This window comes from Allorhodopirellula solitaria (assembly GCF_007859855.1).
In the GTDB taxonomy this organism is placed as follows: Bacteria; Planctomycetota; Planctomycetia; order Pirellulales; family Pirellulaceae; genus Rhodopirellula; species Rhodopirellula solitaria.
The window spans coordinates 1-24,317 of sequence record NZ_SJPK01000029.1 but is presented as its reverse complement, the minus strand read 5'-3'; the positions used below and the strand labels follow the sequence as shown (position 1 = coordinate 24,317).

At 56.8% G+C, this 24,317-nt stretch carries 19 protein-coding genes; 10 read left to right on the top strand and 9 right to left on the bottom strand.

Features of this window, described 5'->3' with window-relative positions; all coding sequences use genetic code 11:
* Positions 1-75: 75 nt before the first annotated feature.
* The gene (locus tag CA85_RS23450; protein WP_146393949.1) at positions 76-1,701 is read left to right on the top strand and encodes an aspartate:alanine exchanger family transporter; all 1,626 of its coding nucleotides are present in this window, start codon (positions 76-78) and stop codon (positions 1,699-1,701) included.
* Between the two features lie 8 nt (positions 1,702-1,709).
* On the opposite strand, the gene CA85_RS23445 is transcribed toward CA85_RS23450, so the two are convergent.
* The 5 genes from CA85_RS23445 to CA85_RS23425 all read right to left on the bottom strand — a co-directional run bounded on the left by CA85_RS23445 (position 1,710) and on the right by CA85_RS23425 (position 6,963).
* Positions 1,710-3,446 carry a bifunctional protein-serine/threonine kinase/phosphatase gene (locus CA85_RS23445; RefSeq protein WP_146393947.1) on the bottom strand — a complete coding sequence of 579 codons (1,737 nt, stop codon included), beginning with the start codon at positions 3,444-3,446 and terminating at the stop codon, positions 1,710-1,712.
* A complete protein-coding gene (locus tag CA85_RS23440; protein ID WP_146393945.1) occupies positions 3,446-4,273 on the bottom strand; it encodes a formate/nitrite transporter family protein in 828 nt (275 codons plus the stop codon). The genes CA85_RS23445 and CA85_RS23440 overlap by 1 nt, the downstream gene beginning before the upstream one ends.
* 61 nt (positions 4,274-4,334) lie before the next feature.
* The gene (locus CA85_RS23435; protein ID WP_146393943.1) at positions 4,335-4,649 is read right to left on the bottom strand and encodes a hypothetical protein; all 315 of its coding nucleotides are present in this window, start codon (positions 4,647-4,649) and stop codon (positions 4,335-4,337) included.
* 831 nt (positions 4,650-5,480) lie between these two features.
* Positions 5,481-6,497: a putative zinc-binding metallopeptidase gene (locus CA85_RS23430; protein WP_146393941.1), complete on the bottom strand. Its 1,017-nt coding sequence runs from the start codon at positions 6,495-6,497 to the stop codon at positions 5,481-5,483.
* A gap of 85 nt (positions 6,498-6,582) precedes the next feature.
* Positions 6,583-6,963: a response regulator gene (locus CA85_RS23425; RefSeq protein ID WP_146393939.1), complete on the bottom strand. Its 381-nt coding sequence runs from the start codon at positions 6,961-6,963 to the stop codon at positions 6,583-6,585.
* A gap of 448 nt (positions 6,964-7,411) precedes the next feature.
* On the opposite strand from CA85_RS23425, the gene CA85_RS23420 reads away from it, so the two are divergent.
* The 4 genes from CA85_RS23420 (at position 7,412) to CA85_RS23405 (ending at position 10,503) form a co-directional block, all read left to right on the top strand.
* Positions 7,412-7,690, top strand: coding sequence for a hypothetical protein (locus CA85_RS23420; protein WP_146393937.1), 279 nt, complete (start codon positions 7,412-7,414; stop codon positions 7,688-7,690).
* Positions 7,691-7,782: 92 nt separating this feature from the next.
* A complete protein-coding gene (locus CA85_RS23415) occupies positions 7,783-9,087 on the top strand; it encodes a LamG domain-containing protein (protein ID WP_246113096.1) in 1,305 nt (434 codons plus the stop codon).
* A 67-nt stretch (positions 9,088-9,154) separates the two neighbouring features.
* Positions 9,155-9,946, top strand: a complete 792-nt coding sequence (locus CA85_RS23410) for a tRNA-binding protein (RefSeq protein ID WP_146393933.1) — start codon at positions 9,155-9,157, stop codon at positions 9,944-9,946.
* Between the two features lie 110 nt (positions 9,947-10,056).
* A complete protein-coding gene (locus CA85_RS23405) occupies positions 10,057-10,503 on the top strand; it encodes a maltose acetyltransferase domain-containing protein (protein ID WP_146393931.1) in 447 nt (148 codons plus the stop codon).
* Here CA85_RS23405 and CA85_RS23400 read toward each other — a convergent pair.
* Both CA85_RS23400 and CA85_RS23395 read right to left on the bottom strand, forming a co-directional pair.
* The gene (locus CA85_RS23400) at positions 10,400-12,574 is read right to left on the bottom strand and encodes a right-handed parallel beta-helix repeat-containing protein (protein ID WP_146393929.1); all 2,175 of its coding nucleotides are present in this window, start codon (positions 12,572-12,574) and stop codon (positions 10,400-10,402) included. The two genes, CA85_RS23405 and CA85_RS23400, sit on opposite strands and share 104 nt — an antisense overlap.
* Positions 12,575-13,597: 1,023 nt before the next feature.
* Positions 13,598-15,406 (bottom strand): arylsulfatase, encoded by a 1,809-nt coding sequence (locus CA85_RS23395; protein ID WP_146393927.1) that lies wholly within the window; start codon positions 15,404-15,406, stop codon positions 13,598-13,600.
* A gap of 340 nt (positions 15,407-15,746) precedes the next feature.
* On the opposite strand from CA85_RS23395, the gene CA85_RS23390 reads away from it, so the two are divergent.
* The 3 genes from CA85_RS23390 to CA85_RS23380 all read left to right on the top strand — a co-directional run bounded on the left by CA85_RS23390 (position 15,747) and on the right by CA85_RS23380 (position 17,154).
* Entirely contained in the window at positions 15,747-16,136 is a 390-nt protein-coding gene (locus tag CA85_RS23390) for a CoA-binding protein (protein WP_146393925.1), read from the top strand.
* 62 nt (positions 16,137-16,198) lie between these two features.
* Positions 16,199-16,666, top strand: a complete 468-nt coding sequence (locus CA85_RS23385) for a DUF1569 domain-containing protein (protein WP_146393923.1) — start codon at positions 16,199-16,201, stop codon at positions 16,664-16,666.
* Positions 16,667-16,668: 2 nt separating this feature from the next.
* On the top strand, positions 16,669-17,154 hold the full coding sequence (locus CA85_RS23380) for a GNAT family N-acetyltransferase (RefSeq protein WP_146393922.1): 486 nt from the start codon (positions 16,669-16,671) through the stop codon (positions 17,152-17,154).
* Positions 17,155-17,947: 793 nt separating this feature from the next.
* Here CA85_RS23380 and CA85_RS23375 read toward each other — a convergent pair.
* Positions 17,948-18,418, bottom strand: coding sequence for a rhodanese-like domain-containing protein (locus CA85_RS23375; protein ID WP_146393920.1), 471 nt, complete (start codon positions 18,416-18,418; stop codon positions 17,948-17,950).
* A 1,136-nt stretch (positions 18,419-19,554) separates the two neighbouring features.
* Between CA85_RS23375 and CA85_RS23365 the strand changes: the two genes are divergently transcribed.
* Together CA85_RS23365 and CA85_RS23360 are read left to right on the top strand one after the other, a co-directional pair.
* On the top strand, positions 19,555-21,474 hold the full coding sequence (locus CA85_RS23365; RefSeq protein WP_222435520.1) for a DUF1592 domain-containing protein: 1,920 nt from the start codon (positions 19,555-19,557) through the stop codon (positions 21,472-21,474).
* A gap of 593 nt (positions 21,475-22,067) precedes the next feature.
* A complete protein-coding gene (locus CA85_RS23360; RefSeq protein WP_146393913.1) occupies positions 22,068-23,456 on the top strand; it encodes a DUF1552 domain-containing protein in 1,389 nt (462 codons plus the stop codon).
* Between the two features lie 654 nt (positions 23,457-24,110).
* Here CA85_RS23360 and CA85_RS25500 read toward each other — a convergent pair.
* On the bottom strand, positions 24,111-24,317 hold a 207-nt coding region (locus CA85_RS25500; RefSeq protein ID WP_222435519.1), incomplete at its 5' end, for a hypothetical protein.

Genomic DNA, 24,317 nt, shown 5'->3' with positions numbered 1-24,317 from the left:
CAACGCGGTAACTCAGAGGCACAAACCTCCGTTTGGGGTAGGCTGTTATTCACTCAGCATGGAAGATACTGACAATTGACCCCCATCCTCGCACTCCTGCTCATCATCACTCTTGGCTTGGGGCTGGGAAAGATCTCTCTTTGGGGGATCTCGATCGGAACCTCGGCGATCCTGTTTGTGGCGTTACTCGCCGGTCATTTGGGCGTCACGATACCCGATGGATTGGGGACGTTGGGGCTGGCGATCTTCGTGTACTGCATCGGCATCTCAGCTGGCCCCACTTTCTTTCGGGGGCTGCTGTCCAATGCCCGTGTCATGGCCACGCTCGGAGCGGTGATGGTATTGACGGGCGTGGTCACGACCTGGGTTTGTGCCAAGCTGTGCAATTTGCCAGGTGATCTTGCGTCGGGGTTGATGGCCGGGGCCATGACGAGCACTCCTGCCCTGGGGGCTGCCAGTGAAGCAGTCGCTGAGCCTGACAAGGTGGCTGTCGCTTTCGGGGTTGCCTATCCATTTGGAATTGCGATTATCGTCTTGTTCGTGCAACTGATGATCCCCAAGCAGGCTGAGTCAGCCAGCGATTCAGGTGACCATCCGGCCGGGGCGCCGCCAGAGCCAGAAAAAAATAAGACACGGCGGTCGGCACGTCGCCAGGAGAATCAGTCCAATATCAAACGCTACGTGGTCGAGATCGCGAACCCCGGAGTGGTCGGGAAGCGGCCCAGTGAAGCGGCTGCCTCCGCGGACCTGCCTTGTCAGATCTCGCGAGTTTTTCTGGATCAGCGTTGGCGTCCGACTCCCTCGGACTACGTTTTCTCGCTCGGCGATCGCGTGATGTTGGTTGGCCAGCAGGAGGGCGGGCGACTTGCCGCTGAGGCGCTCGGCGTGCTCGGCGATGACGAGGGCGTTGTCCTCGACGCGGATAGTCAACGCAAAGAGGTCGTCGTCACGTCACCGGAAATCCATGGTCACACTTTGAAAGAGCTCCGCTTGCGATCGCGGTTCGGAGTCACCGTGACGCGTATCCGTCGGATTGACCAAGAGTTCGTTCCATCGTCGAAGACCCGGGTCGAGTTCGGTGATACGCTGGCCTTGGTTGGCGAACCCGTAGGCCTGTTTCAACTGCAGAAAGTCGCCGGTCACCGCCCGCGAACGCTTAATGAAACCGACTTGCTATCGCTCGCGATTGGCCTCGCGGTGGGAATCATCGTCGGCCAGATATCGATTCAGTGGGCCGGGGTATCAGTCTCTCTTGGGATCGCTGGCGGACCGCTATGCGTCGGTTTAATCCTTGGGCATTTCCGCCGGATCGGACCCATCGTTGGCTCATTCCCGCCTGCAGCACAGATCCTGATGACCGAGGGAGGGCTGGCGCTCTTTATGGCCGATGCAGGCGTCAAGGCGGGAGGAAATGTTGGCGAGGTGCTGCGTCAGCAAGGACCTGTACTGTGCTTTGTCGCGATTTTGATCGCCACGCTGCCACTCGCCGTCGGTTATCTGATGGCGAGTTATGGCTTCGGCTTGTCGCGGTGGCAGGCACTTGGGGCAGCATGCGGCGGCATGACCTCGACGCCCGGCCTCGCTGCACTGACCGGGTCCACCGATTCCAGCGAACCGGTCACCAGTTACATCGCTGCCTACCCCGTCTCGCTCGTTCTCATTACCGTGGCGGCGCCACTCCTGGTAGATCTCTTGTCGTGACCGATGAGTTATTGCTGGGAGACCAACCACGCGATGCAGACCGCGATGAGCGTCCAGCCGAGAACCAGGGAAACGCGTTTCCAATACGTGGCAGGATCACGCAAAAGCAGCGGCTTTCCCTCTTTCACGAACTCTTTACGAGGGTGGCAGAGATCGTAGACAAACTCAGCGGGCTCCTCGTAGCGAAGATTCGCGTTGAGGTGAACCGCCTTGGCGAGTGCGCCGTCCACCCAAACCGGTATATCACTGTCTGGTGTGATCGATGTCGTGTATCTGAGTTTGCTCTGGGCCGCTCGGGTGCGGGTCCGCGCCAGATGCGGGCCGTAGGGCAACCGGCCCGTGAGCATCTGGTAAGTGATCACACCGAGGGAAAAGACGTCCGATCGCGCCGTTCCAGCTTCACCTCGCAATACCTCTGGGGCCATGTACTGAACCGTACCGAGTTGGCTGCTGCGGGCAAACGGCGAGGTAGATTCTGCCAACCCCGCCACCCACATCGAACCGAAGTCGATGATTTTGACGGTTCCTTCGCGATCGATGAGAACGTTCTCAGGACGTAGGTCCTGGTGCAACATCTCTTGGCGGTGGAAGGCTTGCAGTCCCTTGCCGATCTGTTGAACAATCCTTCGCACAACGTCGAGCGTCGGCTCGGGATGATCGATCATCCACTGCGTCAGGGTCTGCCCGTCGACGTACTCGGTGATTGTATACAGGTATCGTCGCTTACGTGTTGGCAGATACGCTTTGAGCACGTTGGCATTGTTCAGCCGCCGGGCCACCCACTCCTCCGTCAGAAAGCGATTGAGATGATCGGGGTCTGACTGCTGTTCAGTGGAAAGCGTCTTTAAAACGAAAAGCTCGTCGGTCTCAAGGTCCGATACCAAATACACGTAGCTGCGGCTGCTCGCATGGAGTTCTCGGACGATGCGGTAGCCATCGAACTCGTCACGCGGAGTCAGAATGGGCGGGAATGGAAGATCGGTGAGTTCCGCGTGAGCTTCGTCGAGCGTTGTCGGTGCGATCGCCGCCACGCGGACAATCTGCGCGGTCGCGTTGTCAGTACTTTTCTGTTGCAGCGCTGTCTCAACGAGCCCTTCCGCCGCAGCATCCAAGTCGTCGCCGTGATCGTCAACAATGCTGCGAATGGAGGAATCGCTGAGAAACTCATAGACACCGTCGCTGAGCAAGAGAAACACATCGTCTTTCTCGAGCGGTAGTGAGCGATAGTCGATCTCGAGATCGTCGCGAAAGCCGATTGCACGCGTCAGATAACTGGTGCGTGAAGTCACGCATATCCGATGATCTTCGGTGAGCAGTTCGAGGTGACCCGATCGCAAACGGTAAACTCGTGTGTCACCGATATGAAAGAGATGTGCAGTTGCCGATTTGAAAATCAACCCGCTGAACGTACACACATAGCCCCGATCCTGATCATCGCGATACTGGCTTTGGCGTGTCATCGAGTGCAACCATCCGTTGGTTGCCACGAGCACCTTGAATACGGAGTGCTTGACCGTCCAGGCTTCCGACGTGCAGAAGTAGTCGTTCAGAAACGCCTTGACGACGGTCTCTGCCGCAACCTGGCTGACGTCACTGGAGCTGATCCCATCGGCCAAGGCGACCGGAATCCCCTTGGTCGACCGCAGCGGCTCATCGGGCAAGCACATGCCGTGAAAGTCTTGATTGCAAGGCTTCAATCCTCGGCTGGAGTGTTGACCGATCGCCAGGTCGAGCTGCTCGGCCATTAGGCGGCTTTGGCGTCGACCACGACGCGATTCGGCGCCGTCCGAACGTGCGTGGTGTAGAGAGTCAGTCCGGTCAGAGCGATGCCGCCGACCATGTTGCCCAACACGACGGGGATTTCATTCCAAACGAGGTAGTCGCCCAATGAAAATTCGCCGCCCATGAGTAGGGCGGACGGAAAGAGGAACATGTTGACGACGGAGTGCTCGAACGTCATGTAAAAGAACAGCATGATCGGCATCCACATGGCAATCACCTTGCCCGAAACGTTCGTTGAGATCATCGCGCCTACCACACCCATCGACACCATCCAATTGCACAGGATACCCCGAATGAAAAGCGTCAACATGCCACCGATGCCATGGGCTTTGTACCCCAGTGTTCGCGCTTCACCGATTCCCGCAATCACTTGGCCTACCTCGCTCGGCTCCGTGTTGTACCCGTAGGTGAAGAGGATCGAAAACATGACCGCGACCATCAAAGCACCACAGAAGTTGCCGACAAAGACGAGCCCCCAGTTGCGCAGAACGCCACCGAGTGTAACCCCCGGTCGCTTGTCCAGCAGCGCCAGTGGCGAGAGAGTGAAAACTCCCGTCAGCAAGTCGAATCCCATCAGGTACAGCATCACGAAACCAACCGGAAAGAGCACCGCGCCAAGCAGCGGCTGGCCGGACTGGACGTTGACTGTGATCGCAAAGACCGCGGCGAGGGCGAGCGTTGCTCCGGCCATGAAGGCTCGAATCACGGTGTCTCGGGTGGACATGAAAATTTTCGATTCACCTGAGTCGACCATCTTGGTCGTGAATTCAGCGGGGGCGAGATAAGCCATAGGAGGGCGGTCCTCAGTTTTGACGTAGGGAGAAGAGTTGAAGAATGCGCAGGTTGATGTATTACATTGCCGTGGCTTCCTCCAATTCGGTTGCGAACATAACCGCGTGTCGAGACTCGGTACTGCCGTTGACACATCCGGAGAGGTTGTCCCTCGAACCCGTTGTGCTCAGCCCAATGTCCTGCGGCTGCTCCCCAGTACATCCGCATTCGCGTCCGCAACCGCTGACGGCCATCTTGATCGTGCGGGGGGCGTACTCACAGAGAGTGATGACCGAGCAGGTTCGCTCGGTTACGAATTCAATCCGCGTTGCTGTAGATCGCTGCCCGGCCATGCCGTTGCCAGCGACAACGGTCTTTCGTTTGTTCTGTGTCACGCCTAAGTACCGGTAGCTCGTATTTGCCTGTTACGCGCGCAGCGTCGAAGCTACACCTGTAGAGCACGGTTAAAAGCACGCGCCGTGCCAAACACCTTTGGAATCGCATCGGACCCATAAAACACGGTGTTTTATGGAGGAGTCGCCTGTCTCGCTGGCTGTCGCACTTGCCTGCGTGATGGGCATGTTGTGCCCTGTGAGTAGGCACGGGCGGGCCGGACGCGAGGCAGACGAATGCTGGCGGCGGCGAGGGAGCAGGCCTGCTTTGAGATCGGTCTGGGCTGCGAAAAGGTCGGGGCTGACACGGATTTTCTGGCAGACGCGTTCCGCGTTTTCAGTCCGCAGGCCGACACAACCCCTGCCGATGGCGTCAGCCGACGTCAAGCCGCCTCGGCACACTCAATCGCCAGCGTCGCCACAATACTGAGCCGAGCGCCGTGAGGCACCGGGTAGCACCGCTCACCCGGCCGCATAGGAAGGGGTGAGTAACAAGTGTCGCATTGGACGAACCGATGAGCTGCTCAACAGCTCGTCGCCTCCTGTCGATTACCCACAAGTCTTCGTACGCCGACGGCGTTTCAGAAAATAGCAGGTGGTTTGAACGCAAGCGAACACCACCGGAAACTTCGCGAAACGCGCGTGCCAACCCCGAATGGGGTGGAAGATCGTTCATGACGGGATCTGCGACCCACGTCGGGGTCGACGCTCCATCTTCAACGAACAACCGTAGATGGCGCTGCGCTTACCTACGACTATTTTCTATCATCCCTTTCGGGATGCTTTTGGGTAATCGACAGCTCGTCCACTACGACCGAAGTTGATCGTGCGTTGCTAAGCCGGCGCGGTGTCGTGTCGACGCAGGCTGTGGACGTAAGCGAGTTTCTCGATCACCGCGGGAGGCAATTGCTCCGGTAGCAGCGGTGCCAGTCCCAAGTCGCAATTGTATTCGCTGGCCTCGACGACGATCTGAAGGATTTCGTTGACGAGTTTCGGCATGTCGGCTTGCGGTGAGAGATCAAAATGGGCTCGGTCCTGATCATTCGCCGTCGTCGCGATCGCCATGATGTCGAGGTACAGGTTGGCCGTTTCAGCGAAATCTTCCCATGGATGCATCGTTGCATAGGCGCTCACGTGATTTTCGGCCCAGTTCTCGGGGGCCCCGTTCTGGTAGTGATGGTCCATCGCTTGGGAGTAGTCAATTGCCTGGGGGTCACCGAAGAGCGCGTGATAGCCCTCCGGATCAACCTGCATCGCCCAAGCCCAGTCGATATAGTGTCCAACTTCATGTCGCATGTGGCCGATCAGAGTGCGTTGGGGTTCGCCCAGTTCGACACGGGTGCGCTCGCGGTGGACACTGTCTGCCTCAGCGAGATTGATTGTGATCACGCCCTGGTCGTGACCCGTGATGATCCGCTTTTCGTTTCCTTGCTCGTCGACCGTGTCGGCAAGAAACAGGAACGATAGCGGGTGCGACTCTGTCAGATTGTCCACGTAGGGAGGCAGGCTAAGTCGATGTAGCTCGAGCAGCAATCGACGCTTTGCCGATTCCATCGTCGCCCATTGCGAGACCTGTTGAGGGATGCTGGTGTCGGGTGTCACCGCGGTGAACTGGCACCACTGGCAGAGCTTGTCCGCATCACTGACGTAGGATCGACAGACGTGAAAATTCTGATTTTCACAAGCATGAACGCTCGTATGGCATACATCACACTCCGCGTGCTCTCCGTGCGAAGTGAAACTCGTCAATGAACGGCATTCATCGCAGCGACCCAGTATCGCTTCGCAGGCGAGACAGGAGTGATTGTTGAAAAAGATGCGACGGCCGCAGCGACAGGTTCCAGTTTTCATTTTTTACTCATAGGTTGTTGGAAACGCTGCTGAAAACGCAGCATCGTTTCATTGAGGCGCATGCCCCGGGGAAGTCTCGCACGCTCTAATCCTGCGGAGATTCTTCGCCGATCAATTCAGAAATCTGTTGGAACAATTGATCGAAATCGACCGGTTTGGGGAGGAAGGCATCGCATCCCGCTGCCAACGCCCGGTCTTTGTCATCCGGCAAGGCATATGCGGTCAACGCAATGACAGGGATTCGCTGTTCAGTATCGGCCGCCCGTATTTGCATTGTCGCTTCGATACCATCGAGCTCCGGCATATTGATGTCCATCAGAATGCACGCCGGTGCGACTTGTGCCGTTTGCAGTACCGCTTCGAGTCCATTGCTCGCAGTCGCGACTGCGAAGCCCCGCTGTTGAAGTTGCCGCGCGATCATGTCACGGATGTCGTCGTGGTCGTCTACTAGAAGTATCGTTGTCATCGAACTACACAGGGTGCGAGAGGAATGGATCCGGCCAAGTTGGAGCCGAAGTCGATGCCAGCGAAGAATTTCAACGCGGCATGATCTGCTGAGTGATCAGCGCGTTCGCTCGTGGCGTGCAAGCACGTCTCCGCTCGGAATCCACGTCTCAGCGAAGAGCAAAACGAGATAAGATGCCAAGCACTGGGCATTTACCAAAGTAGGAAGCAAACGGCGTGCCATCGAGTAGGGCGTGACGGAGTTTCGCGGACGCTGACCAGCATCCTACCAGAACCCCTCGCCGGAGGTCCCGTCATGCCTTCTGTTTTGGTCCGTAGTTTGCATCACAGGCGTTCCGTGTCATCGCTTCGAATACGGCTTTGCAACGGGGTCACACGGCCAGAATTGCTGCCGATTCGAGGCGTGGCCAGTCTATTGTTCACTCGCACAAACGGAAAAAAGGGAAGGTATGTCAGCGAATACGCAGACCACTCATCACGACACGATTCGCCTATGGATCGAGGACCGCGGGGGGAAACCGGCCGCAGTGGCATCCACTCATTCTAGCGCAGATGTCGGTCTGTTACGGGTTTGGTTCCCCGGCCAGGGAAGTGGGGGCCAGCTCGAGGAGATCTCCTGGGAGGATTTCTTCGTGAAGTTTGAAGAATCCAAATTGGCGTTTCTCTACGAGATTCACGCCGCCGAGGGAGACCTTAGCCGCTTCTGCAAGTTCATCGCTCGAGACTGACATCGCAGCCGGTGCCATGGACCGAGGGAATGCCCTGACTGCAAATCGCCGCGTCGTTTCTGATAGGATGCTCGGCCAAGGAGATTTCAATCATGCGCCGGCATTTCACGTTCTCGTTTGTTTTTCTGCAGCTCTTCGTTCATGCTCTGTCAGCTTCGGCGGATGGGCACGAGTCCAATCGGCAGCTGGTCGTCGACACGCCTGGCTTGGTCGCCTTCTGGGATTTTGCCAACCGTGAGCCCGACGGCGAACATCGCTTCGTGGCGTACGTCGATGCCGATGGGACAGCCGGTTATCCACTGGATGCGGCCAACTACGTCCGCGACTTCTGGGGCGAGGGGCGGCCCGCGACTTATTCTGACTTTCCGCAACGAGCCATCGGTCCGTTCGGACAGGCGATCCGAATTCGAGCGGAGACGGATCCGAACTTTCGCCCGTTCCTATTCGTGCCCAGGTCGCGATTGCATGACACTCGCCTGGATATCAAGGGGCAGGAGCAGTCGGTGACAGTTGTCGTTTGGGCAATTCGTGAAAGTGGCAATCATGCCCTGGCTGGTATCTGGCACGAAGGCACGGACCTCAAACAGTCGTCTACCGAACACATTACGAAAGTTGAGCCTGGCCAGCGGCAATATGCATTATTTGCGGGTTTGAATAAGGCCGGCAGCGCCTGTGGCCACGTTTCGGAGAACGGTGGCAGCTCGTTTCAGAATAAATACGCTCTGCATAAGTGCAATTCGTTGGAGCAAACGCCTACTGTTTCCGCCGCTGCGAGTGATGTTGAACTCGCGAGGTCTTGGCAGTGTTTCGCAATGACCTTCGATCACTCGAAAAGCGAAATCACCGGGTGGCTCAACGGCGTCGCTGGCCAGCGCTGGATGGACAATCCGAAGTCCAACGGGTTGTTGTCCTACGCGTACAACGCCTACATGCAGGGGCACTATCATCGTCAGCCCGGGATGCAACAGGGCGAAGATGAAGACTTCCCCGCCGACCAATACTACAATCCGCCGGAGGAGAGGCCAGTCGCGGTGGAAGTGATCCAGGAGGATGGGCAGCAGCGCGTTGAGCGACGCCACTACCGCTACACCAAGCTCCGGGTCACACTGGAGCGTGGCCCGGACGGAGAGTACGTTGAAACGGCCAGGGATCTCGTCGGGCTTCGGCTCAATCCATGGTGGTATCCGCACGGCATCTTTTCCCCCGAGGATAGCAACAGTGGCGGGCCGTTCACGATCGGCCGCGTGATTCACAGCAGCCGCAGCGTTGGCTTTACTGGATGGATCGGCGGTGTCGCTGTGTTCGACCGGGCTCTGAGCAAGGACGAATTGCAGCAGCTTGCCGACTGCGGAAACCCCTCAATAGGCGGCGATGACGCAGCGGATTCTCAGCGGTAGTCTTAGGTCCTATGCTCTGGGGATCGATCGCAACGACCCCTAACTCCGTCTTGAAAATGACATCGATATGAGTGAGTACCCGCATCACTTCACTGCCAAGATCGATGAGAACTTGGTCTACGTACCCAGCCAGATCATCGGCAGATTGGATTTTAGTAATTCCAAGCGGCTGCGAATCGAGGGCGAAGTCAACGGCATTCGGATTGAGTGCGCATTGATGCCGACCAAGGGCAAGTGGTACTTCATGGTCTCCAAGAAGCTTCAAAAGCTGTGTGGGGTCTCGCCGGGAGACTCGGTCAACGTCAGCTTTGACGTTGCCGACCCCGACCACGTCGAATTACCCGCGGAGTTGCAATCCGAACTCGATGCCAACGACGCGGCGATGGCTGCGTGGCAGACGTGGACGGCTGGAAAACGACGCAGTGTCGTCCACGGTATTGCGGTTGCCAAGAAGCCGGAGACGAGGCAGCGACGTGTCGATGAGATTATCGGTATGCTCATGGGGTCTCAGTTGCCGGGGTCTGGCATCATCAGGATGGAGGATTTCGACAAGGTGGATCTGCGCGCCGGTACGATCACCGCCGTGAAGGACTTGCCCAAAGCACGCAAACCGGCGTACATCGTGACAGTGGATTTCGGTGCCGATCTAGGCAGTAAACGCACCAGTGCTCAGATCACTGTCAACTATACGAAAGACGAACTCATCGGCCGCCAAATCATCGGCGTGGTGAACTTTCCCGATAAACAGATCGGATCGATCCAGTCTCAGTTTCTCATCGTGGGTTTCTATCGTGAGGATGGTAGCGTCATCCTTGCCGTCCCCGACCAAACCGTTCCCAACGGCGCCCGGCTTTCGTAACGAACAGCCCCACGCCTCGACCGATTTGGCGCTCGTCCTTTCTATACCCCTTCCCTCTCATTCCCAGTTACCTTCGTCGCAACATCCCAATAAGTACGCAGCGAGAACGAATGCTCGCCGGGGAACGATACGATCCGGCCGACCCTGAAGTGGTCGAGGCGAGGATGCTCGCCCGTGAGCGATACCATGCTTTCAATCACAGCCATCCGCGGGATGTGGAACTCCGGCGCACTCTCATCGCTGAGATCTTTGGCAGGCACGGAGAGGGTGTGACGATCGAGCCGCCATTTCGATGTGACGATGGCACTCACATCTTTCTGGGCAACCATGTGTATTTCAACATGGATTGCGTGATCTTGGATGTTTGCTCTGTTCAAATTGGAGACCACGTGTTCATTGCCCCGGGTGTCCATATCTACACGGCCACCCACCCTCTCGAGGCTGCCATCGACTTCAGTTTCGCAGGCCCATTTCGGAAACGTCGATGGGCACAATCCCCATTTTCAGAGCGGGCGAATCCGGCTGGAACCGGAAGTCTCCGTTCTCTGGATCGATGAACAGCGGGTCGGCTGCCTGGCTATGGACGTCGACGCCCTTGCTCTGCTGCTGCTCGAGCATCTCAGTACCGACCCTGTGGTCGGCTGCGCAGTAATAGACGTTGTAGTCCGTCTCGGCATCTGCCGAACGGGCCAACGCTCGGCCTCGCCGGTCCTCGTTCACTCTTCCCTTGCCCGGGCCGAGTTCGTTAATGAACTCGCATTCTGAACTGGACGCGAAGAAGACATTGCGCTCGATAGTCGCCCCTGTCAAAGGTCCCTCGCGAACAGACAGATAGTAACCACGTGGCGGCGCGATCACGTCCACAATCATGTTGTTTTCCACACGCGTGTTCAGCTTCAACATGATGCCCTGAGAGGTGCACTTGTAAATCACGTTCTCGGCAATGGTCGTATCCATCTGCCCGCCATCGGTTCGGATCGCACATTGCATGATCATTGGTGCGACGAGATGATGAACGTAGTTGCGACGAATCACATTCCCCGCCCCCGCGCCGCGTATGTAGATCGCGTTACCGTCGCCAAGTTCCTGCATGACATGATGGATCTCGTTGAATTCGATGGCATTGTTCCGGGTGTGCAGAAACGGACGCACTTCCTGAAGGGTTTTTTGCGTCCGCTTGCCTGGCCGGTCACCGATCTCGTGCCAGCGAATGGTTCGGGTCAACTCGCGTCCGGATCGTGAAAAAAAGTCAGTCATGCAGCCCGAGATGATCAATCCCGTATAAGGCGTGTGGTGGATCAAATTGTTTGCGACGCGGTTTTCACCGCTCTGCCAGAGCATGATGCCTGGTGAGTGCGAATAGAGTCTGCCGACGTGATGGATGTGGTTGTTGTCAATGAAGTTGTTCTTGTTGACGTCTTTGCTGCCCGGGCCGTACCCACAGAGCAAAATGCCGGAACCGCCCATCTGCTCGATATGGTTGCTTGAAATCGTATTGTTCATCCCATGCAAATCCACCCGGATCGCTCCACCGCCGCTGTGCGCAAAACGGCATTTCTCAATCACGCAGTTTTCGGTTCCACGCAGACGAACCAATGCCGTCGGCTTGTCGTGCATCTCCCAATCGTGTTGCAGACCCGCGTCATCATTGGCAAGCGTGAAGCGATCGCCATGCTGGAAAGTCAAGCCGCGGAAGTGCAGGTTCTGCACCGGCACATCGTGCGGTCCGGGTTTGTCCACGTCGCCTTCCACGCGAAAGAGCTCTTGCAACTGAGGTGCTGAAACCTCTCCTTCGCTTCGTGGCCATAGGTAGAGTTTGCCTTGATCGGTGTTGAGCACCCACTCGCCTGGCTCGTCGAGTGCTTCGAGAACATTCTCGACCCAACAAGACTTTGATTCTCTTAGAAAATGCAATGAGTTCATCGCGTAGGTCGCGTCCACCGACGTATAGGCGATCTGCTTCTCTTCATCGACCGACTTCAATGGCAGGATGTTCACGATCCAAGCGTGATGCGGACGCACAACAATCTCCACGTCGGTTACGTTTGGCCAATCCTTTAGCATGCCCTTGGGAAAGTGCAGTCGATCTCGACCTCCGCCCTTGAGCGGAATGAAACCCGCCGAGCGTGCACGTGGCAACATCCCGTCCTGATCAAAAAGACACTTGAAATCGCCGCTGACGTCAGCGACCAGCACCTTGCCCTGCGCCTTCTGCGGCAGCCCCGGAAGAGCCTGGTCTGCTCGTCGCCATCCCGTAATGGGCCTCGATGAACAGAAAACAGGCGTCTCACCCGGATAGGCTTCGTAGGTGATCGTCGCATCGCCTTCTCCGGAATCCTGCCGACCGAAAATAACCGTTTCGCTCAATGGGTAGGTTCCACCGCGAATCTGCACGACAATGTCCGCCGGCTCCTTCTTTTTAAGCTCCCGAACCGCGTCGCGAGCACGCGTGATCGTGGCGAAAGGGCCGTCGTTTGCACTGGAATCGGTGTCAGCCAATGTGCCTGACCAAGCATCCGAGCCACTCGGCGAGACATAGAAACTCACGCTCTGAGGCGAGGACTCAGCGATTGCGTCGCTGAAACTGCTCGTCGTCAGAACCAATAGGACAACCAAAATGCGTAGCATGTGTTTCTCGTCGTTGAGGATGCGGTTCGGAATTACAAGAATTATTTCGGTCGAGATTTGGAATGGTCGAGGCAACAAGCTGCCAGCTCCCCACAAGACCAGTCGCAATCATGAGCCGAGTGCCGTAACAGTTTGTCGATGGAATCGACATTGGCCCCGCAATGGTGAGCCGAGGCCCTGACGGCCGATGCCATCTACTTTCGACCGCGAAGCGGTCTTGGTAACCCGACGCGTCAGCGAGGATCAATTGTTCGCCACTCAAAACACTGCATTTTCCTCGCTGACGCGTCGGCTTACCATCGTGACGATGCCCCGTGTGCCTGTCACACGGGATGCAACGTTTTGAAATGAGAATACCACGTCATCGACACGCGTTCTCCTGTAAGCTTGTCTGACAGGAAACCAAGGGCTCATCCGACGGCAGCGTGCGCCCGCGGTTTTCAAAGCATGGCTCCAGTATCGAAGGATTTATTTGTGGGATGTGATTATCAATGTTAGACTGGCACTGCCGGGAGAAACGTAGCCGAGCTCTGCAGAGGTGCTGGCTTGGCAAGGGATATCTCGGTCGCCAGCGTTTCCCTGCAAAAGCGGTACGTCAATGGTGTTGTCGGTCCCTGGCGAGCGTTTGTTCGTCAGGGACGCATTTTTGAACGATCATTGGATACGAGAGCCATGCCTCAAAAAAACTTCCGCGGTGCTCTGCGCACGCGCCCGTCGGATGAACCAAACCAGGCCGACAAACTTTGCTCTCATGCGGGGCAAGCCTGCATGGCAGCGGGGTGAACGCTCCATTGTTCTTATCACGAAACGGTGATTCCTGTCATACAAGCTGACAGGGGATCTGGTTTTGTGAGGGATCAACAGCTCGCTGCCTCGTCAAATACGCGATTCATTGCTCTCGCGTTCCTGACGCGTCTCGGCTCAATAAATCGACACCCTTTTTAGCCGCGGGTTCCCACTGTCACCCGCGGCTAGCGCCGGATGGTTCACAAGAGTTGTGTGGAATCATTTCTCCCGGTGTGCTTAGTTTCTTGCCTTCGGCGGCACACGACCGTAGTTGGGATCGTAGACAGGTTTGCCCATTCCCTGAGGCGTCTGCCAACCTGGAACCGGACGGTGTGTCACGTAGGCATAGTAAGGGGTGGCGGTCAAGTCGGGGCCGATGAACACGGGCGCCAAACGGGTCACGCCTTTCTTCAACTGAACACGGAATGTGACTTCCTTAGCCCCTTCCGGGATGTCTTGGGTCTCATCAATATCGCCAATCTTCAGGCGGGCCTGCTCGAAATGAAATGCTTTGCCGTAAGTGCCATCGTTAATCCCCTTGTCCGCTTCGACTGGCCAGCGTCGTAGTGAGATTTCGTACTCGCCATCACGCTCGACCTCGATCGCCCAAAAGGATTCTTCGGCGACGTCACCATTCTTGATGTGGTTCTGGTGCCATGGTGGGAGTTTATCAATCAACCAATCGTGCGACGAAAACGATACGATAGGTGACTCGTCGGCGCCGATCACCATGTAGCTGGTCAGGTTGTGTTCGCGGGAAACGTCACTCCAAAAATCGTTGTACTGACGTCGCAATCGTTCACGCACTGCCGACTGTTCCGACGCCAGGTCATCGGTTTGCTTGGGGTCATCGCTCATGTCAAAGACTTCTTCACCATTGATCAGACGCCAGCGGTCGGTCATCACGGCGCTCTTTCGCCATTTGATGGGATCGACAACACGCTGCGATTCCACCACCAGAGCACGATTGGACCATTGGTCTCCATCGCTGTAGAGCAGTTCGCTGATGTTCTTTCCATCGAACTCAATCTCCGGTGCATCGAGGCCACAAAGTTCAATGAACGTGGGCAGGATATCGATGTGAGCGGTCAATCGCTCAACCGATTTCCCCTCTTCGATCTCACCGTTGGGCCAACGAATGATGAAGGGAACCCGGTGGCCACCATCATACTCGGAACCTTTTTTGCCCCGCATGCCGCCGTCGTAACCGCGGTCGCCCTTCAGGCCACCCGCGGTACCATTGTCAGTCATGAAAACGAGAATGGTGTTGTCTGCTAATCCCTGGTCGTCAAGCATCTTCATCAACTTGGCCATGTTGTCGTCGATGTTCGTGATCATCCCGTAGAACTCGGGAATCGAAACGTCAGGGTTGCCTCGATAGGGGGCCGAGTACTCTTCGGGACAGTTGTATGGGCTGTGCGGGGCATTGGTGGAAATGTAGGCGAAGAAGGGTTTGTCCTGGTTGGCTTGGATGAACTTCATGCCTTCATCGAACCAGACATCAGTGCAGTATCCTTCGAAACGCTGGTGCTCACCATTGACGACGTAGGTGTCGTCGAAGTAATCGTTACCCCAATAATCAGGTGCTTGACCGACGCCACCGGCCTTGTGATAGACAGAGTGCTGGAATCCCCGGTCTTCCGGACGGAAGGGGTAGCAGTCGCCCAGGTGCCACTTTCCAAAGAGTCCGGTGGCATATCCATTTTCTGCAAACACATTGGCCATCGTGGTCTCGCGGCTACGCAACATGCTGCGACCTTGAACGGTATGCCATACACCAACACGATCGGAGTAGCGACCTGTCATCAGGGCCGAACGGGTGGGGGCACACGTCGGGTCGACGTGGAAATTGTTGAGCAACGTTCCCTGACTGCGCAGCTTATCGATCGTCGGAGTCTGGATGGCGGGGTTCCCGGTGAACGCCAAATCGCCATAGCCCTGGTCGTCGGTGATCACTACCACCACATTCGGCTTTTCTGCCGCGACGCAAACGGCTGACATCGCGATCGCGAGGACGGCCTGCGGTATCATGCGAATCGTTTTCATGAAGGTCTCTCTCTGATGAATGATGGTCGAAAACAGGGACGGGGGGGCGGGGCATGCCGGCATATTGCTTTTGGGCCAATATAGCATCCCTCAGCATGAATTGCCTGCGAGTTGCGCCCCTGGTAGAAAACGAAAGCAGGGAGAGAGCGAGATTCGGGAGAAGGAATGTGCCAACTCCCTCCGCCCCCCTCAGCGAATGCCGCCCCGGTGGTGATCGGCATCACTTTGCTTTTCACATCCCAGCGAGTACCTTTGTCGATTCCCCACAGGTCTTCTCACGCCGATGGCGTTCCAGATCTTGGTCGCTGGTTTGAGCGTGCGAACAACACCGGAAACATCCATGAACGAAATCCAAACTTTCCTTTCTGCTAAATCCTACGCCGTCGCGGGTGCGTCCGCTCGGACACACAAATACGGATACAAGGTCTTTCAGGCACTGCTGGCATCAGGGCGAGAGACCTACCCGCTTAACCCGGTTACCGAAGAGATCGAAGGGCATAAAGCATTTCCCAAGATCGCCGACCTGCCGGTCGTCCCCGAATCACTGTCGATCATCACGCCGCCGCAGGTCACGCGGAAGGTGATTGCTGAGGCGATCGAGGCGGGCGTGAAGAATATCTGGATGCAACCGGGCGCCGAAGATGAGCAGGGCAGCCAGGCGGCTCGCGAGGCCGGCATCAACGTCATCGATGATGGCAGTTGCGTGCTCGTGCTGCTGGCCAGAGAATAGACCCGTGCCCCAATAGACGCGTGCCCCAACGGCCCACGGCCCTCTCACCACTGCTCGCCTCCATGAACGTTAAACGCACACTCGATTTTCACACCGGTGAGGAAGCGATCGCGGAGATCGAGCGACTTCGCCGAGGCGGCTATACCCAGCTGAAGAATTGGAACCTGACGCAGGTCTGTGAACATCTCACCGTGACGATGAGTGGCGGTATGGATGGATTTGGATTCCGGTTGCCTCGGATCCTGCGATCAACGGTGGTCAAATGGGTGTTTTACCACATCCTCAAGACTCGCAAGATGTCGAGCGTTCCGACGCTCAAGCGACTCAAGCCGACTTCTCCGGATGGCCCCGATGATGATGCCATCATCGACCACGGCATTGCCACGATTCGGCGAGCGATTGAGTTTCCGGGGCCGATCGAGAACTATCCGTTCTTGGATGACTTGGACGTCGAAGACTGGCGGCAATTCATGTGGCTGCACGCCGCCCATCATCTCGGCTTCTTGCAACCAAACGATTCACAGAACTGAAGATGTTCCAGTTACGGCGATTTGCCCCGGTCGATGCTGAACCGTGCTGGCGTTTATTTCGCGACACGGTTCATCGCGTCAATAAGGCTGACTACCGCCGGGACCAACTCGATGCGTGGGCGCCCGCAGCGGTGGACCTCGAGGCCTGGGCAACTCGCTTTCAAGACCGCTTCGCCTATGTCGCGTGTATCGACGCTCAGATTGTCGGGTTTAGCGACATGACGACCAGCGGACATCTCGACCGCCTATTTGTTTCTGCTGATCATCAACGCTGCGGAATCGCCCGAGCACTGGTCGAACGACTCGTTGCGGATGCCCAGAAACTTGAACTGGAGTCGATCACAACGGACGCTAGCATCACAGCAAAGCCGTTTTTCGAGAGGATGCACTTCCGCGTCCTGCAAGCCCAACAGGTAGAGTGCCGTGGTGTCTCCATACCGAACTATCAGATGCTGTGTCATCTCCCATCTCAATCCATCCATTCGTAGGGCTTCTTCCACCGGCCGCATCCCCTTCACCCGCCCGGCGAAGCTGGGAGGGTCGGAAGACGAGCCTTTCGCGAGTCTTCCGGGGAGGGCTCGTCCACAGCTTGCATCCTATTGCCGTATTTTTGGCTCATCCGACGGAAGCGTACGCTGGAGGTTTTGGAGGCATGGCTCTAGTATCCAATGATTGATTTGTCGGAGGTGATAGTGAGTGTTCGACTGGATCTGCCGGGAGAAACGGAGCCGAGCTCGAATGGCGTGGACATAAGCGATTTACTCGAGTTTCACGAGCATCTGTTTTCGCTTCCGTCCGGCTTGTCCGGGCGGAGCGGCAACTGCAAGCTACCTGCAAAACGCCCTCGCCAGATCGATCTCCGCTCCGGGCTTGTCCCGGCGGAATCAGCGAATCAAGTCGTGTGACCGCCGGGACAAGTCCGAAACGGAGCACCGTTTCTACTTCGCATGTTTTCGGTAGCTGCCAGTTGGTTCCTCCGCCGAGACAAGCTCGACGGAAGGATGTTTCACAGGCGGCAATCGCTTAAGTCCACGCCATTCGAGCCGAGCTCTGCAGAGGTGCTGGCTTGGCAAGGGATATTTCGGTCGATGGTACGCCAATGGTGTTGCCGGTCCCTGGCGGACATTCGTTCGTCAGGGACGCATTTTTGTAAGATTATTGGATGCTAGAGTCATGCCTAGAAAAACCTTCCCCTGTGCTCCGCGCACGCTTCCGTTCGGATGAGCCGTATTTTTCGAGTGCTCGGCCTCTCCCCAACGAGACGCTTTTTTTCAGATAGCGTCAAGTCTTCACGTCGTACTGATCCGGAACGTGAAAAACTCGCCAATACGGGTGCACCGCAATCGTTGGCTGTTTCTCCGGCGATTCCAGTGGCAACTCTTTTCGGCACCAGCCCAGGATTCCATCGCGGTAGTTCGCCGCGTCCACTCCGGCGGCTACTAGTTTCCGGGCGTATAGATAGCTGCGTCCACCCACGGTGCAATAAACCGCGACTCGCCGGCCCGCATACGTGTCCATCTCCGCTTCGTATTCCTGCTGCGTGATCGCTCCGGGGATCCGAGATACGTTCTGTTCGGCAGCGCTGCGAGCATCGACCAGCACCGGCGGCACGTCATCCGAGCTCAACGCCGAACGCAGCTCCGATGTCGAGATTGTTTGAACATCCGGTCGCCCAAAGAAGCGACGTGCCGCTTCGATGGTTCCGAATCCACAATTGCAAAGTCGAATGATCAGGTCGCCGATGGAGATCACGTTACACCTCGCCGCTACCCGCGACCGCCTTCACAACACGTCTCACAGATTCGGTGACATGCCGAACATTGCAACTTGCCGCGGATGTCGACGAGTTTGCCTCCGCAAACCGGGCAAGCCGGATCGCAAGCTGTCGTGAGATCTCGCTCAAATGAAGGTTTGCCTGGACCCTGGCCAGAATCGCTCTGCATCGTTTTACCGTCTCTCTTGGAATCAGTCAAAAGTGACTCCTAAACAGGTAGGAACAAATTGTGGCTCATCTGACCGAAGCGTGCGCGGAGCACAGAGGAAGGTTTTTCTAGGCATGGCTCTCGTATCCAATAATCTTACAAAAATGCGTCCCTGACAAATGAATGTCCGCCAGGGACCGGCAACAGCATTGTCGTAGCAGCGACCGGGATATCCCCTGCCAAGCCCGCACCTTGGCAGAGCTCGGCTGCGTTTCTCCCGGCAGCTCCAGTCTAACATTCGCTATCAGCTCCGACAAATCAGTCACTGGATACTGGATCCATGCCTGGTATGTCCCTAAGCAACACACGATGAATAAGTGTCGGTTTTCGTAGTGGATGAGGCGACGAGCTGTCCTTTACCCACAAGTTTTCCTACGCCGGAGGCGTTGAAGAAAATAGCCGGTGGTCGAGCGCAGCGAACACCACCGGAAACGCCGAAAAACGCGCGTGCCAACCCCGAATGGGGTTGCAGATCGTCCACGACGAGGTCTGCGCCCCACTTCGGGGTCGACGCTCCACTGCCAATGAACAACCGTAGGTGGCGCTGCGCTGACCGACGGCTATTTTCTATCATCCCTGACGGGATACTTGTGGGTAATCAACAGGAGGCGACGAGTCCTGCGGATTTGGACTCGTCGCCTCGTCCACTATGACAGAAATTGATCGTGCGTTGCTTAGTTTGCTCCAAAACCTCCAGCGCACGCTTCCGTCGGATGAGCCCACATTGTTGGGGAGATCAGCCTCGATAACGCGCCCGGCGCCACTCCTCATGTTCGCTCGGGCGGAACCGTCTCCAACCAACACCGGCGGGGGCCGAGCTGGTAGCATGTTTTGGGTGCCATGAGAAAGCCAACAGCCACAATGAACAAATTTCGAAAGGGAGGCCCGATGGGATTTCGAGTGAACATGACCGCAGCACGATCTTTCCGTGACGCCTTGGCCGGGGTGGTTTTGGGCATCGTGTGCGTTTGCTCGGGCACTTGCTCAGCCGAGTCGGCAGCGAACACAGATCTCGCCGAGCACAAAGCTGACGCTCATCAGTTCTTTCGAAAACACGTCACCCCGTTCATCAAGACCTACTGCCTGGAGTGTCATCAGAACAGTCGACCGACCGAGGCGGGGCTCAGTTTCACTCCCGCGTTGGACACTCCGGGGCACGCTGCCTTCAGCGAGAAGTGGAAGAAGGCAGCCGCCCGGGTGAAAGCTCACGACATGCCGCCTGAGGGGATGGAGGAGCCGACGGATGATGAACGTCGGATGTTCCTAAAATGGCTTGACCAGGTCAAATACCTCAGTCCCAAGGATCCTGGGACGTTTGTGATTCGCCGTTTGACAAAAACCGAATACGCTAACACGCTGCGTGATCTGTTCGGAGTCGATCCCGCGATCGCAGACGCCTTGCCCGATGAAGTCAGTGGCGAGGGGTACCTCAATTCGCTCTCTCCGATCCAGCTCGAGCAGTACGTTTCGATTGCCGAAGACGTCCTGAACGAGGTTTGGGCTGCTGACGGTTCTCCACCGACGCAGTGGCAGCAGCAATTTTTGGGCGCAGCTCCCGCGTCAAAGGATAGCGATCGGGCAGCAGCACGACAGGCTGCTGAGCCGTTGGCGAAGAGGGTTTACCGCCGGCCGCCCTCGGATGCTGAACTCGACGTGCTCGTCAACGTCTTCGACTTGGGACGACGAGATGATCTCTCGTACCGAGCCGCTATGCGTCTGATGGTCAAGGCCATGCTCGTTTCTCCCCAGTTCCTCTTCATCACTCCAGCGGAGGAAGTCGATGGTGATGCTGCGATCGTGCCTCTCGACGACTACCAACTCGCCTCCCGTTTGTCGTACCTGCTGTGGGCGACGTTGCCCGACGACGAGCTGATGAGACTGGCTGATTCTGAGTCGCTCCACCAACCCGACGTTCTGGAAACGCAAGTCAAACGCATGCTGGAGGACCCTCGCTCACGAGCACTCTTTGACGGGTTCGGTGCCCAGTGGCTCGGGATCGGAGATTTACGCAGCAAGACATTTGATCCGGCCAAGTTCCCCGAGATGACCGGTCCGTTGCGGGCGGCGATGTACGACGAGGCGCGTTTGTTCTTCGCGAGCGTGGTCGGCGAAAACCAAAGTATCGCTTCTTTTATCGACAGTGATTACACGTTCCTCAACGAAACTCTGGCGTCCATCTATGGCTTGGAGGACACGGTCGACGGGCCAGAGATGCGTAAAGTCCAGCTAGAGGACGACAATCGAGGCGGTGTGTTGGGGATGCCTGGCGTTCTCGCGGCGACATCCTTTCCCGACCGCACCAGTCCCGTGATTCGCGGCGTGTGGGTGCTCCAGCAGGTGCTCGGTGAGCAAGTCCCCTCGGCTCCCCCTGACGTTCCGGAATTGGCGAAACAGGACCAGCAATCCGTCGCCAGTCTCACCCTCCGCGAGCGCACCGAACTGCACCGCAAGGACCCGGTCTGCGCCAATTGCCATCGTTTGCTCGATCCGATCGGATTTGGGCTAGAGAATTTTGATGCCATCGGCCGCTGGCGCGATCAGGACGATAACGGTCAGCCGATTGACGCGTCCGGTGAGCTTCCCGATGGAGGTCGCTTCTCGAATCCGCAAGAGTTGAAGGCGATGATCGGTGGACGCCTCGATGACTTTTCTCGAAATCTGGTCGAGAAAATGTTAGCCTATGCACTATGCCGTCAACTCGAAGGCTATGACGAGATTGTGGTCGATGAGTTGATGCACGAGATTGCTCAGGATGGTTACCCGATGCAGAAACTCGTCACGGCGGTCGTCACCAGTTATCCCTTCACACACCGTCGAACGGAGTAAGGAAGGTTCATCCGACGGGCGCGTGCGCAGAGCACCGCGGAAGTTTTTTTGAGGCATGGCTCTCGTATTCAATGATCGTTCAAAAATGCGTCCCTGACGAACAAACGCTCGCCAGGGACCGACAACACCATTGGCGTACCGCTTTTGCAGGGAAACGCTGGCGACCGAGATATCCCTTGCCAAGCCCGCACCTCTGCAGAGCTCGGCTCCGTTTCTCCCGGCAGTGCCAGTCTAACATTGATAATCACATCCCACAACTAAATCCTTCGATACTGGAGCCATGCCTTGAAAACCTCGGGCGCTCGCTTCCGTCGGGTGAGCCATAAGGAACAAGTTTTGTAGTGGACGAGGCGACGAGTCCCTAAGTTCCGATCGATCGCAGAAAGAGAATGGACACGTCGCTTCGCCCACTACGCCACATTTTTCTTACGCGTCTCGACTCAACAACGCGACGCGTTACGGCGTGTTGACATTTTCATGACATGAAAACGTCCGAATCGACAGCAAACACTCCGGCCGGTATTTCCGAACTCGATCAACTGACTCCTTTCGAATTCCATTTCCTCAACAACTACTCCTACTGAGGCAATCCCATGAGCATGAACACCACGATTGATCGTCGCGCCTGCCTTCGAGGGCTGGGGGTTTCTCTTGCCTTGCCCCTTTTGGACACGATGGGTTGGGCCGAAGCGAGCGACAAGAATGCATTCGATCCACCCGTGCGGCTGGGGTTCATGTATATGCCGCATGGTGTGATCATGGATCAGTTTTGGCCCACCGATGCGGCGAGTTTCCTCACCTCGCCACCGCCGGCACTCGACTCCCTGCGGCCCGTGCTCGATCAATGTCTGATGATGAAGGGGATCGCGGGGGTTCCCAACGGTCCTTTCAAAGGCGCACCTCACGCGCTCGAACTTTCAACTTGGTTGACGGCCGCGTTGCCGTCGCCGGACAAGCGGGATGAGATCAGTATCTCAATCTCGGCCGATCAGATCGCGGCCGGAGCCTTGGGTGCGTTCACCGCATTGCCTTCCCTAGAACTTGCCACCATGCCGCAAACATGGAAAGAGAATCAAGCGGGGCTGAACGAAGCCTACTATTCACACTGCAGTTTTCGCTCTCCGACGCAGGCGGTCCCCGCCGAGACCAATCCACGCAACGTGCTCAATCGCATGTTCAACAAGACCGCAGCCGGCAGCGGGCGTATGTCCTCGGCGATGAGCCCTATGGACCGGAATATGCTGGACTTGGTCCTCGGCGGCGCACGCGAACTGCGCCGCACCTTGCCGGTCGCCGACCAGCGAAAACTCGACGAGTATTTGGACAGCGTTCGCTCGGTCGAACGACGGATTGCCGCCATCGAAATGCGTCAGCAGCAAGCGGCCTTGGAAAAGGCAGGCGTCCGACCGAGCCGAACCCGTGAGTCCGATTCCCCGCCGATCGAAATTAAGATCCCCGAGGGAGACCGTCGTAGCAAATACATGCAGGTGATGTGCGATCTCAACGTGCTCGCGTTTCAGACCGACACGACCCGCGTCTGTACCTACATTGGCTCGACCCCGAACGGTGTGTCGTATCCCGAACTGGGCTTCAACGACCAACACCACTCGACCACCCACCACAACAACGATGTCGAGAAAGTGCGGAAGGTGGCCGCGATCACGGAGTTCAATATCGAACAGTTCGCCTACATGGTGAAGAAAATGCACAGCTTGCGAGAAGGCGACGGTACACTGCTAGATAACTGCATCATGATGTGGGGTTCCGGGCTCGAGAACGGCGACAAGCACACCCGAGAAAACCTACCGTTCGTCATCGCAGGCAAAGGCGGCGGCTCGATCAATACAGGACGCTTCCTGCCGGATGTGAAGGGAAACCAAGGCGACCTGCTGACCACGCTACTGGCCTGCGCTGGCGTCCCGTCGGGACGCCCCATCGGTATCGCGACCAAACAAATCAAAGAGATCGCGGCCGACTCCTGAGCGAACCCCCGGCGTTCGCTGAACGCTGTCATAGGCTTGCTCCGTCTGCCAATGCAGTGACGCATTTCAGCTGGGCGTTCCGTCGTATCGCGTGATCCATAAGCGGCGAATTGGTAGTGGACGAGGCGACGAACTGGTCATTCCCCACAAAACCGGATCCCCTGTCAGCTTGTCTGACAGGAATCTCCGTTTTGTGATTAGATCGAGATGGAGCATTCACCCCGCTCCCATGCGGGCTTGCCCCGCATGACAGCAAAGTTGATCGACTTGGTTTCCTGTCAGGCAAGCTGACAGGGGAACATGTGTCGATACCGCGGTTTTCTAATTTGAAAACGTCGCTTCGGCGTGTGACAAGCACACGGGGGAGCAAACTTGTGGGCAATCAACAGGAGCCGACGAACTGTCGATTACCCACAAGTATCCCGAAAGGGATGATAGGGTTCTTCTCGGAATCTGAGTGGCAGTCATCCAGGGTGCGGGATTTTTAAGGCATTGACTTCGTTCATCACAACTCGCTGGCGGGATCCTTGTGGCCAATCAACAGGACGGTGGCTCTCGGCATCTTCCACCGAAAATTCTCATCTGACATGCTTATCAAGACCAGCGATTTGATGAACAATCCGTGCTTGCGACGTGCAACTTCGCCGTGGCGAGTCAATGTTGATTTCGCAAGACCCTCCCTCCCATCAATTTGCCTGCCGAGACAATTTCTATGTTTAGAATTCTGACGCTTAGGACCTGTTCGGAAACAACTTCGGGAATCGTGTAAACTGGTTTCGTCACTTTCCACGGAGGCCAGCGATGAAGAATGTTTACCGAGGCGATGTTGAAACGCAGATGCGGAATTTGTACGAATCGCTC